Source organism: Streptomyces sp. NRRL F-6676 (assembly GCF_000725625.1).
In the GTDB taxonomy this organism is placed as follows: Bacteria; Actinomycetota; Actinomycetes; order Streptomycetales; family Streptomycetaceae; genus Streptomyces.
Genome location: NZ_JOHS01000003.1, coordinates 64,543 through 76,881, shown reverse-complemented (window position 1 = coordinate 76,881; position 12,339 = coordinate 64,543). Strand labels below are relative to the sequence as shown.

The 12,339-nt window shown below is 73.3% G+C and carries 10 protein-coding genes; 5 read left to right on the top strand and 5 right to left on the bottom strand.

The window, feature by feature from the left end; genetic code table 11:
- The first annotated feature begins 182 nt into the window (after positions 1-182).
- Positions 183-899 carry a PAQR family membrane homeostasis protein TrhA gene (gene trhA, locus IO29_RS03725; protein ID WP_030378878.1) on the top strand — a complete coding sequence of 239 codons (717 nt, stop codon included), beginning with the start codon at positions 183-185 and terminating at the stop codon, positions 897-899.
- Positions 900-1,157: 258 nt separating this feature from the next.
- Complete coding sequence (locus IO29_RS03720) at positions 1,158-1,898, top strand: Mut7-C RNAse domain-containing protein (protein WP_030378879.1); 741 nt, start codon at positions 1,158-1,160, stop codon at positions 1,896-1,898.
- Between the two features lie 50 nt (positions 1,899-1,948).
- Here IO29_RS03720 and IO29_RS03715 read toward each other — a convergent pair whose 3' ends face one another.
- Positions 1,949-3,979, bottom strand: a complete 2,031-nt coding sequence (locus tag IO29_RS03715) for a thioredoxin domain-containing protein (RefSeq protein ID WP_030378880.1) — start codon at positions 3,977-3,979, stop codon at positions 1,949-1,951.
- A 238-nt stretch (positions 3,980-4,217) separates the two neighbouring features.
- Here IO29_RS03715 and IO29_RS03710 point away from each other — a divergent pair, with 238 nt between their 5' ends.
- Positions 4,218-7,421, top strand: a complete 3,204-nt coding sequence (locus IO29_RS03710; RefSeq protein WP_030378881.1) for a tetratricopeptide repeat protein — start codon at positions 4,218-4,220, stop codon at positions 7,419-7,421.
- A 138-nt stretch (positions 7,422-7,559) separates the two neighbouring features.
- Here IO29_RS03710 and IO29_RS03705 read toward each other — a convergent pair whose 3' ends face one another.
- Together IO29_RS03705 and mca are read right to left on the bottom strand one after the other, a co-directional pair.
- Positions 7,560-7,799 carry a hypothetical protein gene (locus IO29_RS03705; RefSeq protein ID WP_030378882.1) on the bottom strand — a complete coding sequence of 80 codons (240 nt, stop codon included), beginning with the start codon at positions 7,797-7,799 and terminating at the stop codon, positions 7,560-7,562.
- Positions 7,800-7,911: 112 nt separating this feature from the next.
- On the bottom strand, positions 7,912-8,784 hold the full coding sequence (mca, locus tag IO29_RS03700) for a mycothiol conjugate amidase Mca (protein ID WP_078618185.1): 873 nt from the start codon (positions 8,782-8,784) through the stop codon (positions 7,912-7,914).
- Positions 8,785-8,982: 198 nt separating this feature from the next.
- Between mca and IO29_RS03695 the strand changes: the two genes are divergently transcribed.
- Both IO29_RS03695 and greA read left to right on the top strand, forming a co-directional pair.
- A complete protein-coding gene (locus tag IO29_RS03695) occupies positions 8,983-9,384 on the top strand; it encodes a DUF4307 domain-containing protein (RefSeq protein WP_030378884.1) in 402 nt (133 codons plus the stop codon).
- A gap of 205 nt (positions 9,385-9,589) precedes the next feature.
- Entirely contained in the window at positions 9,590-10,090 is a 501-nt protein-coding gene (gene greA, locus IO29_RS03690) for a transcription elongation factor GreA (RefSeq protein ID WP_030378885.1), read from the top strand.
- 106 nt (positions 10,091-10,196) lie between these two features.
- Here the strand turns inward: greA and IO29_RS03685 are convergent, their stop codons facing one another.
- Positions 10,197-11,057: an ABC transporter permease gene (locus tag IO29_RS03685; RefSeq protein WP_030378886.1), complete on the bottom strand. Its 861-nt coding sequence runs from the start codon at positions 11,055-11,057 to the stop codon at positions 10,197-10,199.
- Positions 11,054-12,088: a daunorubicin resistance protein DrrA family ABC transporter ATP-binding protein gene (locus tag IO29_RS03680; protein WP_030378887.1), complete on the bottom strand. Its 1,035-nt coding sequence runs from the start codon at positions 12,086-12,088 to the stop codon at positions 11,054-11,056. The genes IO29_RS03685 and IO29_RS03680 overlap by 4 nt, the downstream gene beginning before the upstream one ends.
- Positions 12,089-12,339: the final 251 nt, after the last annotated feature.

Below are 12,339 nucleotides of genomic sequence, written 5' to 3'. Positions count from 1 at the left end.
GGCGGTGCACACCTGTGGGAGCATGTGTGCGAGTGACCGCATACTGCGGGGGTGGCCGCCCCCGCAGGAGTGGCCGCGTGCCGCATGGGGGGCCGCGTGCGGCACCGGTGGCCGTCCGGATTTCGTCCGCACGAGAACCGGACTCACGCGTAACTTACGGTTCCGTAGGTACGATGCCCCGCATGACTGCGCCCGTCCCCGACGCGCCCACGGATACGCCGGCCGCCGCCGGCCGTGGTCCCGTGGCGCTCTCCCTTCCCCATCCGGCCAAGCCGAGGCTCCGCGGCTGGCTGCATCTCGGCATGTTCCCGACCGTCCTCGTCGCCGGCCTGGTCCTCACCGCGCTCGCCGACTCCCCACGGGGCCGGATCGCCTGCGGGATCTACATACTGACCGCCTGCCTGCTGTTCGGCGTGAGCGCGCTGTACCACCGGGGCAACTGGAGCCCACGCATGGACGGCGTACTGCGCCGCCTGGACCACGCCAACATCTTCCTGATCATCGCGGGCACCTACACGCCGCTGACCATGCTGCTCCTGCCGGAGGCGAAGGGGCAGTGGCTGCTGTGGGGCATCTGGGCGGCGGCCGCGGCCGGCATCGTCTTCCGGGTGTTCTGGGTCGGCGCCCCACGCTGGCTGTACACCCCGTGCTACCTCGCCATGGGCTGGGCGGCCGTCTTCTACCTGCCCGACTTCCTGCACACCGGCGGCATCGCCGTCCTGGTCCTGGTCGTCGTGGGCGGCCTGCTCTACAGCGCGGGCGGCGTGGTCTACGGCATCAAGCGTCCCAACCCGTCACCGCGCTGGTTCGGCTTCCACGAGGTCTTCCACTCCTTCACGCTCGCGGCGTTCGCCGTGCACTACGTGGGGATCTCCCTGGTGGCGTACCAGCACGCGTAGACCGTCCCCACCCACGCACGACCGCGCACGACAGGGCCACGGCGTCACGCCGTGGCCCTTCGCGCATGCGGGCGAGCGGGCCGGCACCGGCCGGGCGCTCTGCCCGGGCGCTCCACCCGGGCGCTCTCCCCGGGTGTTCCGCCCGGGCACCCGCCGAGCGCCCCCGCCCCCGGCCCCGTCCCGGCCCCGGTGCTCCGAGGCCGCCGCCCGCCGGAAAATCCCGGGGCCGTTCCCCCGCCCCCGTGCCATCCTGGCCGGGTGAACGGACCGGAGATCCACATCGAGTTCGCCCCCGAGCTGCACCTGTTCGTCCCCGCCGCACGGCGCGGCGGCGCGAGTACGGCCGTCACCGACGGCGTCTCCACGCTCGGCCATGTCGTCGAGTCGCTCGGCGTGCCCCTCACCGAGGTCGGCGCGCTGGTGGTGAACGGCCGCGAGGTCCCGGCCTCGCACGTCCCCGCCGCCGGCGAGTCCGTCGCCGTACGGCCCGTCGCGCGCCCCCAGCGTGTTCCGGGCGCCCCCTTGCGCTTCCTGCTCGACGTCCACCTGGGCACCCTCGCGCGCCGGCTGCGGCTGCTCGGCGTCGACACGGCGTACGAGTCCCTCGACATCGGCGATCCCGCGCTCGCCGCCCGTTCCGCCGCCGAACGGCGTGTGCTGCTCAGCCGCGACCGGGGGCTGCTGCGCCGCAGGGAGCTGTGGGCGGGCGCGTTCGTGTACAGCACCCGCCCCGACGAACAGCTGCGCGAGGTCCTCGACCGCTTCGCGCCCGAGCCGCACCCGTGGACCCGGTGCACCGCCTGCAACGGGCTGCTCCGCGCGGCCACCAAGGAAGAGGTCGCCGCACAGCTCGAAGGCGGCACGCGGCGCACGTACGACGTGTTCGCGCAGTGCCGGGAGTGCGGGCGGGCCTACTGGAAGGGCGCTCACCACGACCAGTTGGAGGCCATCGTGGAACGCGCCCTGACCCACGACCGCCCGGCGGACCGGGCCCGTTAGGGCCCTGGCCCCCGGCTCCCGGCTCCCCGCCCTCGCTCCCGCTCCCGTGGTCAGCCGCCCAGCGCCGTGCGCAGGCGGTCGACGTCGGTGGTGGGAGCGTCGCAGACGAAGCCCCGGCAGACGTAGGCGGTCGGGGCGCCCTGCTTCAGGGGGCGGTCGGCGAGGAGGGGGAACTCCTCGCCGTGTTCGGGGCCGGCGGCGACGACCGCGCCCGGGGCCGTGGCGAGGAGCGCCGTGCGGTGCAGGGCCCTCGTGGCCTCGTCCTCCAGGGACGGGCCGACGACCGCCACCTCGCGCGGGCCGTCGAGCAGCGCCTCGGCGACCGCGAGGCCCCAGCCGATGAAGCGGGGGGCGCGCGGGGCGAGCGTGCGCACCACGCCGAGCGCCTGCTCCGCGGCGGTGCGGTGGGCGTCGGACCCGGTGTGCGCGGCGTACGACAGCAGGGCGCCCGCGGCGGCGGTCCAGCCGGAGGGGGTGGCGTTGTCCGTGGGGTCCTGCGGCCGGCGGATCAGCCGCTCGGCGTCGGCCGCCGTGTCGTACAGCGTGCCCTCCTCGCCGGTGAACCGGGTGCGCACATGGCCGAGGAGCAGCCCGGCGAATTCCAGCCAGACGCCCTCGCCGGTGACGTGCGCCAGCGCGAGGAAGCCCTCGGCGACGTCCGCGTAGTCCTCCAGTACGCCCGCGTGCGCGCCGGCGCGTCCGTCCTTGGACGTACGGACCAGCCGGCCGTGCTCGTCCAGGTGCAGCCGGACGAGGAGGTCGGCGGCGCGGAGCGCGGCGTCGACCAGGTCGGGGCGGTCGAAGTAGGCGCCGGTCTCGGCGAGCGCGGCGATCGCGAGCCCGTTCCAGGCGGCGACCACCTTGTCGTCGCGGCCGGGGGCGGGGCGCGCGGACCGCGCGGCGAGCAGCCGGGTGCGCACGGAGGCGATCCGCTCCGCGTCGAACACGCCGTCGGACTGCGGGAGTTGCAGCACGGACTGCCCGTGCTCGAAGGTGCCCTCGTCCGTGACGCCGAAGTGCCGGGCGGCGAGCTCGGCGTCCTCCTCGCCGAGAACCTCGGCGAGCTGAGCGGGCGTCCACACGTAGTAGGCGCCCTCGACGTGCCTGCCCGTGCCGTCGTCGCTGTCGGCGTCGAGCGCGGAGGCGAACCCGCCCTCGGCGGTGCCCAGTTCACGGACCATGAAGTCGGCGGTCTCCAGCGCGACCCGCCGGGCGAGGCCGGAGCCGGTGGACCGCCACAGGTGTGCGTAGACACGGCACAGCAGGGCGTTGTCGTAGAGCATCTTCTCGAAGTGCGGCACCACCCAGTCGCGGTCGACGGAGTAGCGGGCGAAGCCGCCGCCGAGCTGGTCGTAGAGGCCGCCGCGGGCCATCCGCTCGCAGGTGTCCGCCACCATGTGCAGCGCGCCCTCGGAGCCGGTGCGGGCGTGGTGGCGCAGCAGGAACTCCAGCACCATCGACGGCGGGAACTTCGGCGCCCCGCCGAAGCCGCCGCGCTGCGCGTCGTACTCGCGGGTGAGCCCGAGCAGTGCCTGCGCCAGTTCCTGCTCGCCGGGGACCTGCGCGGTGCCGTACGCCAGTTCGCGGCCGGCGAGGTCCCGGGTGATCTTCCCGGCGACGTCGGCGACCTCCTCCCGGCGCTCCGTCCACGCCTGGTGCACGCCTTGGAGGATCTGCCGGAAGGAGGGCGAGCCGTGGCGGGGGGCGGGCGGGAAGTAGGTCCCGAAGTAGAACGGCTCGGCGTCCGGGGTGAGGAAGACGGTCATCGGCCATCCGCCGTGCCCGGTGGCGGCCTGGACGGCCTCCATGTACACGGCGTCGACGTCCGGACGCTCCTCGCGGTCGACCTTGACGGACACGAAGTGCTCGTTCATGTACGCGGCGGTCGCCTCGTCCTCGAAGGACTCGTGCGCCATGACGTGGCACCAGTGGCAGCTGCTGTAGCCGACGCTGAGAAGTACGGGCACATCGCGGCGGCGCGCGTCCTCGAAGGCCTCCGGGGACCAGGGCCACCAGTCGACGGGGTTCTCGGCGTGCTGGAGGAGGTAGGGGGAGGTCTCGTGGGCGAGTCGGTTGGACAAGGTGCGCCTTCCGCTGAGCTGACCGAGCGTCCGCGGCACCGGGCCGCGTACCTCACCTTACGAAGCCGCCGGGCGAATGGGGCGCGGCGAACTGCGCGATAAGCCCCCACCCGCCCGCAGGCGCTCGACAGCACGCACCCCCGCGCTATGAGGCCCCCACCCCCCACGCCCCCTGTCGCACCGGCCGTCCGCCAAGGACACTGGTGGCGGATGGCCGGTGCGACAGGGGGAGCGTGGCATGCGGGACGCGCATCGCGCGGAGGCGGAGCGGTTGTTGGCCCGGGCCGTGGAGGAGGAGGTGCGCCGCTCCGGCGGCCGCACGGACGGCGGCGTCCTGCTGTCCCGCGCCCGCACCGCCCTGGACGCGATGGCGGGGGCGGCGGCCGAGGAGTACGAGGCCTACACCCGCGCCCTGGACGACGCGGAGGCCGGCCGGCAGACGTTCGCCCAGCGGTACGCGAAGGCGGGTGCCGGCACCGCCCTGATGGTCGCGGGCGTCGCCGCCCTCGCCGCCGTCGTCTCCGACGTCGCCCTCGGCACGGGCACCGGCACCGCGATCGGCGCGGGCGTCGCCGTCGGGGTCGTCGGGGCCGCCGCCACCGTCGTGAAGGTGGGCGCCGCGCACGTGCCCGCCGCCCACCACCAGGCGGGCGCGCTCGGCCAGCCCGGCGGCCCGGAACAGCTCCGGCTCCAGTGGCTGACCGCGCTGGAGGTGCGCGGCATCCGCCCGTTCCTCGACCAGCAGCGCGTCCTCGCCGCCTCCACCGGGCCGGCCAACAGGACCGCGCCCCGGCTGCGCGGCAGCGACAAGAGCGCCGCCGCCCGCAGCCGCAACGTGCTCGCCCAGTCCTTCGGACAGCTGCCCGAACCCGTCGACCGGTTCGCGGGCCGGCGCACGGAACTCGCGCGGATCGCGCAGTGGGTGCACGCGGCCCGCGCGAGCACCGAGACCCGGCCCACCGTGGTCGTCCTGCACGGCGCCCCCGGCGCGGGCCGCACCTCGCTGGCGCTGCGCGCCGCGCACGACCTGCGCGACCAGTTCCGCGGCGCGTGCGTCGTCGATCTGCGCGGCGACAGCCCCGAGGAGCCGCCGCTGTCCACCCGCGAGGCGCTGCTGCACATGCTCAACCGACTCGGCGCGCCCCGCGAACAGTTGCTGTTCCGGGAGCGCTCGGCACCGGACCAGCAGGTCAAACGGCTGGGCGAGCTGTACGACCGCCATCTGGCGGGCCTGCCGGTGACGATCGTCCTGGACGACGCGCACGACGTGGCGCAGGTCCGCGCGCTGGTCCCGGAGCACTCCGAGAGCCTGATCCTCGTCACCGCCCGGGAACCGCTGGCGCTGCCGCCGGACCTGTCCGCGTGGGTGCACGAGCTGCCCGTGCGACCGCTGGACGCGGCCGGTGCGGAGGAGCTGTTGAAGACGTCCGCGCAGGATCCCTCGGGGCCGTACGACGCCGAGTCGGCGGAGCGGATCCGGGAGCTGTGCGGCGGGCTGCCGCTGGCGCTGCGGCTGGCCGGCTCCTCGCTGGGGCCGCGCACCCCGCAGCGGCTGGCCGCGGACCTGGGCGCGTACGGGCCCGTCGAGCCGGTGGAGCGGGCCCTGTGGCTGCGCTACACCGACCAGCCCGACGGCGCCCGTCGGCTGCTGCGCCGGCTGGCGCTGGCGGGCCGGGCCTCGCTGGGCGCCGCGGCGGCCGCGTCCCTGCTGGCGACGGACGAGCAGGAGGCGGCCCGGCACCTCACCGCGCTGGCCCGGGCGGGCCTGCTCGACCACGTCCGCGGCGACCGCTACCGGCTGCACGACCTCGTACGGGCGTTCGCGGCGGCCCGGCTGGCCGACGAGGAGGAGCCCGCCGAGCGGGCGGCGGCGCAGGAGCGGCTGATCGCGAACTACGCGGAGCTCGCCGACTCGGTGCTGCGGCTGGTCGACGGCAACATGTCGACCCGCTCCGACCGCTTCGGCTCGCACGGCTTCGTCTCGCTGGACGCGGCCCTGCACTGGCTGGACGACGAGTCGAGCTTCATCACCGCGGCCCTGCGGCACGCGGAGGGCGTCGACCAGGCGGCGGTGCTGAACCTCCTCGGCGCGCTGTGCGACTACTGCCTGCTGCGCGGCGACCTGTACCGGCTGGGCGAGATCAGCGAGCTGGCGCAGTCGGTGGGCCAGGGGCTGCTGGTGCGGTCCGTGCAGTGGCGCACCGGTATCGCCGCACGTCAGCTCGGCGAGCTGGACCGGGCCCGGACCACCCTGACGTCGGTCGTGGACCTCTACCTGGAGGCGCACCACGACGCCGGTGCGGCGCGGGCGCTGTGCTCGCTCGGCATCACGCTGCACCACCAGGGGCAGCTGGCGCAGGCGGCGGCGAAGCTGCGCGAGGCGATGGACCTCCAGGCGGCGCCGGAGCTGGCGGCGGACCGGGCATGGACGATGCACGCGCTGGCGGCGGTGGAGCGCGACCGCTCCCGGCTGGCCGAGGCGCTGGAACTCCTCGACGAGGCGCTCACGCTGCACCGGCGCAACGACTCCGTGCACGGCGAGGCCTGGACCCACTACCAGCTCGGCCAGCTCGCCCTGCGGATGGGCGACCCGCACCGCGCGGAGGCGGAGCTGCGGGCCGCCCTCGATCTGTACGGCCGCACGCGCGACGGCCGCGGCGAGGCCTGGGCGCTGACCCAGCTGGCGCGGACGCTGCTGGTCGGCGGCGAGGCCGCGCAGGCGGTGGACGCGCTGCGCCGGGCGGCCGTACGGCACCGGGAGAACGAGGACGCGCGGGGCGAGGCGTGGACCGTGTACTACCTGGGCCAGGCGCTGGAGGAGACCGGCGACCTGGACCGGGCGGTGCGCGAGCTGGAGCGCTCGCGCACGATGTTCTCCCGGATGCGGGACGTGTACGGGCTGGCGTGCGCGCGGCACCACTCGGCGCGGGTCACCCGCGACCAGCGGGCCGCGCAGACCGGTTCGCTGCGCAACTCCGGCTTCGCCCGGCAGCTGCTCGTCGACGCGCGGGCCGACTTCCAGCGCATCGGGGTGGCGCACGGCGAGGCGTGGACGTGCTTGGAGCTTGCGGTGGTCGACGCGGGCAACGCGCGGACCCAGGCCGCGCTCGGGCTGTGCGACGAGGCGCTCGGCCTGTTCACGTCGTACGGGGACCGGCGGGGCGAGGACTGGGCCCGCTTCCTGCGCTGCACGCTGCTGCCGTACGCCGCGCCGGGCGGGGTGGAGGTCGGCACGGCGGTGGCCCAGGAGGAACTCTCCCAGCTCGCCCGGGCCACTCACCCGCTACGGGACCCGAAGCTGGACGACTACGTCTCCGCGTACCAGCTCCTGCTGGAACGCGGCGTCAGCCTGGAGACCGCCTGGCAGGCCTGGCCCCTGGGCATGGTCCCGGACCGCCACGCACGGGAGGTCATGGGCGTGCCGGTCCCGGCGCCCCGCTGAGGGGCGCGCGGCTGCATCACGCTGCGGCTACCGCCGCGCCGGCGCGAGCAGCCACCCGCCCAGTGGCGGGGCTGTATCACTCTGCGGCTACCGCCGCACGGGCGCGAGCAGCCACCCGCCCGGCCGCGCCCCCGGACGTCACCCTTTCGCCGGCGAGGCCCCTCCGGACGTCCCCTCCGCCGAGGACTTGCCGTCGGCCGGGGACTCCTCGAAGTCCACCTTCCGCATCTGCTTGCTCATGGACTTCATCAGCCCCCACACCGCCAGAGCCATCACCGCGAAGACGATGAAGCCGAGGACACCGGGGGTGACCTTGTTCTCGTCCACCTCCGCGAGGGGCACGAGATGCGTCACTGCCAGGCTCACGCTTGCGCTCATGCCCCCATTGTCCCCCAACCGCCCCCGCACCCGTCCCGCAGGGCCACCGCCCCCGTCCCGCACGGCCGCCGGGGAGGGGCGGCCGCCCCCGCCCCACGGAACCCCCGGAGGGCTACCGCACGCCCGCGAACAGGTCGTCCTCCGGCAACGACGTGTCCACGAGCGACTTCGCCAGCTCGTACTCCTCCGTCGGCCAGACCTCCTTCTGGAGGTCCATCGGCACCCGGAACCACCCGCCGTCCGGATCGATCTGCGTCGCGTGCGCGATCAGCGCCTTGTCCCGGATCTCGAAGAAGTCCGCGCACGGCACATGCGTGGTCAGCGTCCGCTCCGGGCGCGCGTTCTCCGCCCACCGCTTCAGCCAGTCCCCGTACGGCGACTCCATGCCGCGGTCGAGCATGGCCTGGTGCAGCGCCTCGGTGCGCTGCCGGTTGAAGCCCTGGTTGTAGTAGAGCTTCACCGGCTGGTACGCCGGGCCGTACTCGGCCTCGGGGTACTTCTCGGTGTCCGCCGCGCCCTCGAACGCCACCATCGTGATCTTGTGGGTCATGATGTGGTCGGGGTGCGGATAGCCCCCGTTCTCGTCGTACGTCGTGATGACCTGCGGGCGGAACGACCGGATCTGCCGCACCAGCTCGCCGGCCGCCTTGTCGACGTCCTCCAGGGCGAAGCAGCCCTCGGGCAGCGGCGGCAGCGGGTCGCCCTCGGGCAGCCCGGAGTCGACGAAGCCGAGCCACTCCTGCTTGATGCCGAGGATCTCGCGGGCCTCGTCCATCTCCTTCTTGCGCACCTCGTGGATGTGCTCCTCGATGTACGCGTCCCCCTGGAGCTTGGGGTTGAGGATGGAGCCGCGCTCGCCGCCCGTGCAGGTCACGACCAGCACGTCCACCCCCTCGGACACGTACTTCGCCATGGTCGCCGCACCCTTGCTCGACTCGTCGTCGGGGTGGGCGTGCACGGCCATCAGTCGCAGCTGGTCAGTCAAGACTCAATCCTCGTAAGTCGGCGCCCGGTGTGCGCGAGCGCAGTCCGTTCTCTCGTCCCCGGAGGCCGTCCCCCCGGGGCGGCGGCAGGCTTGCGGGCGAAGGCTTCTATAGTGACCGAATCGGGGGGCGAATAATTCCGGGCCCGGCGGGAAGCGTGTTCCGTGACCTTGGCCCCCGGCACGGCCGAGAGGACGATCATGAGTACGGCGAGCACGCGACTCCCCGAGGGCCGTTACGGCCGCCCCGCGGACGAACGCGCCGACCACAAGCTCAAGATCACCGGAATCGTGCTGGGCGTGGCCCTGCTCGCCCTGGTCGGCTGGCTCGGCTACCACTACGTCGGGCAGAACGAGATCAGCGGCCAGGTGATCACCTTCCAGGCCGTCTCGGACGAGAAGGTGCAGGCGCATCTGGAGGTGCGCAAGGACGCGGACGCGAACGGCTACTGCACGCTGCGCTCCCAGTCCGCCGACGGCACGGAGGTCGGCCGCGCCGACTTCCGCTTCGACGGGAACGAGACCCGGATCGACCGCGTCGTCACACTCCGGACGACGGCCAAGGGATCCACCGCGGAACTCCTCGGCTGCCACGCCGGCTGACCGCTCCCCGTCCGCCCGCGCCGCCCCGAAGCGGCCGACCCGCTCCCCTTTCCCGGGCGCTGACCTGGCGCGACGACATTCTCGCGCCTTATGTCCTCCCCCTTCGGCCGGGGAATTGTTAGGCTCGTGGTTTCGCCCTCCAGAGAGGGAACATTCTTCTGGGGAGGGCGATGCTTTGTATTCCCAGTACCGACGAGGAGCACCTGTGACCGAGACCAGCGAGAACGTCACCTGGCTGACCCAGGAGGCGTACAACAAGCTCAAGGACGAGCTTGAGTACCTTACTGGTCCTGCGCGCACCGAGATCGCCGCGAAGATCGCGGCCGCGCGCGAGGAGGGGGACCTGCGGGAGAACGGCGGGTACCACGCGGCCAAGGAGGAGCAGGGCAAGCAGGAGCTCCGGGTGCGCCAGCTGACCCAGCTCCTGGAGCATGCCCAGGTCGGCGAGGCCCAGGCCTCCGCGGACGGCGCCGTCGGCCCCGGCATGGTCGTGACCATCGCCTTCGACGGCGACGAGGACGACACCCTGTCCTTCCTGCTCGCCTCCCGCGAGTACGCCAGTGCCGACATCGAGACCTACTCCCCCCAGTCCCCGCTGGGCTCCGGTGTGATCGGCCACAAGGTCGGCGAGGACGCGGAGTACGAACTGCCGAACGGCAAGAAGGCCTCCGTGAAGATCCTCAAGGCCGAGCCGTACCAGGGCTGAGCCCCCTGCGGCCGGCCCTTGCCGGGGCCCGGCCCGCATCTCCCTTCCGGACCCGCCCCCGGCGCCCACGCGGCGCCGGGGGCGGTCCTGTGTGCGTCCGGACGTCTCAGGCCGTCGCCGAGCGGTACTTGCGGACCGCCAGGGTGCGGAAGACGACGATGATGACGACGGACCAGATCAGCGACGCCCACACCGGGTGCTGCATCGGCCAGGCGTCGGACGCCTGGAAGCCCGGCGGCAGATTGCCGAACAGCTCGCGGCAGGCCTGCACATTGGCGCTGAACGGGTTCCACTCCGCGATGTGCCGCAGGAAGGCCGGCATCTGGTTGGCGTCCACGAAGGCGTTCGAGATGAACGTCAGCGGGAAGAGCCAGATGAGCCCGCCGGACGTCGCCGCCTCGGGGGTGCGCACGGACAGGCCGATGAGCGCGCCGATCCAGGAGAACGCGTAGCCCAGCAGGAGCAGCAGGGCGAACCCGGCGAGCACCTTGCCGAGGTTCTCGTGCGTGCGCCAGCCGACCAGGACGGCGACGATCGCGAGCACTATCAGGGTGAGCGCCGACTGCACCAGATCGGCGAGGGTGCGGCCGGTCAGCACCGCGCCGCGCGCCATGGGCAGTGAGCGGAAGCGGTCGATGAGTCCCTTGTGCATGTCGTCGGCGATGCCCGCGCCGGCGCCCGCGGTCGCGAACGTCACCGTCTGGGCGAAGATCCCCGCCATCAGGAACTCGCGGTAGGACTGGGTGGAGGTGGACGAGCCGACCTGGATCGAGCCGCCGAACACATAGGTGAACAGCACCACGAACATGATCGGCTGGATCAGCCCGAAGATCAGCATCTCGGGGATCCGGGCCATGCGGATCAGGTTTCTCCGGGCGACGACCAGCGAGTCCCGGACGGACTGGCCGATCGCGCTGCCGGTTCTCAGGGGGGCTCCGGTCCCCGCGGTCTCGGTGGCGGCGCTCACTTGGCGGCTTCCTTCCTGCGGGTGCTGCGGGAACGGGCGCTGTCGGCGCCGCCCTGGCCGCCGGCGTCGCCGGCCTCCTCGCCCGCCTCCTCCTCGGCCACGTGGCCGGTCAGGGAGAGGAAGACGTCGTCCAGGGTGGGCCGGCGCAGTCCGATGTCGTCGATCTCGATGCCGCGGGCGTCCAGCTCGCGGATGACCTCGGCGAGCAGCTTGGCGCCGCCCGTGACCGGGACGGTGAGTCTGCGGATGTGCTCGTCGGTGGTGACCTCGCCCTTGCCGAAGCCGTGCAGCACCTGGGAGGCGGTGGTCAGGTGGTCGCGTTCGTGCACGACGACCTCGACGCGTTCGCCGCCGGTGCGGGCCTTGAGCTGGTCGGAGGTGCCGCGGGCGATGACCCGGCCGTGGTCGACGACCGCGATGTCGTGGGCGAGGTGGTCGGCCTCCTCCAGATACTGGGTGGTCAGCAGCAGCGTCGTCCCGCCGGAGACGAGCTGTTTGATGACCTCCCACAGCTGCTGGCGGTTGCGCGGGTCGAGCCCCGTGGTGGGCTCGTCCATGAACATCACGGGCGGCGAGACGACCAGCGCGGCGGCGAGGTCGAGCCGGCGGCGCATGCCGCCCGAGTACGTCTTCGCGGGGCGGTCGCCGGCCTCGGCGAGATGGAACTGCTCCAGCAGCTCCCCGGCCCGCGCCTTGGCCGCCTTGGCCTTCATCTGGTAGAGCTGGCCGACCATCTGGAGGTTCTCCCGGCCGGTCAGATACTCGTCGACCGCGGCGAACTGACCGGACAGGCCGACCGAGCGGCGGACCGCGTCGGGGTTCCTGACCACGTCGATGCCCGCGACGACCGCCTTGCCGCTGTCGGGGCGCAGCAGGGTCGTCAGACAGCGGACCGCGGTGGTCTTGCCCGCGCCGTTCGGCCCGAGCAGACCCAGGACGGTGCCTTCCGGGACATCGAGGTCGACGCCGTCCAGAGCTCTTACGTCACCGAAGGTCTTGACCAGCCCCTCGGCATAGATGGCGCCTGGCATATGAGTTCTCCACGTCGTCGGGGATTTCACTTGGCATTGCCGTATTGCCCGGCCATTGAGGGCGCTTTGCGCTCACTTTGCCGGACGGCGGCCGCGAGCGGTAATGCTTTTCGCGCGGGGGCGAGGGTGGGGGCGGAGCGGGGCGGCGGTCACCTCCACGACACACACAGTAACGCGATGTATCGCGTCTCACAACGGGTATCCGGTATTCCGCTTGGACGCCCCTCCCGCCTGCGCCGATGCCGTCCGGC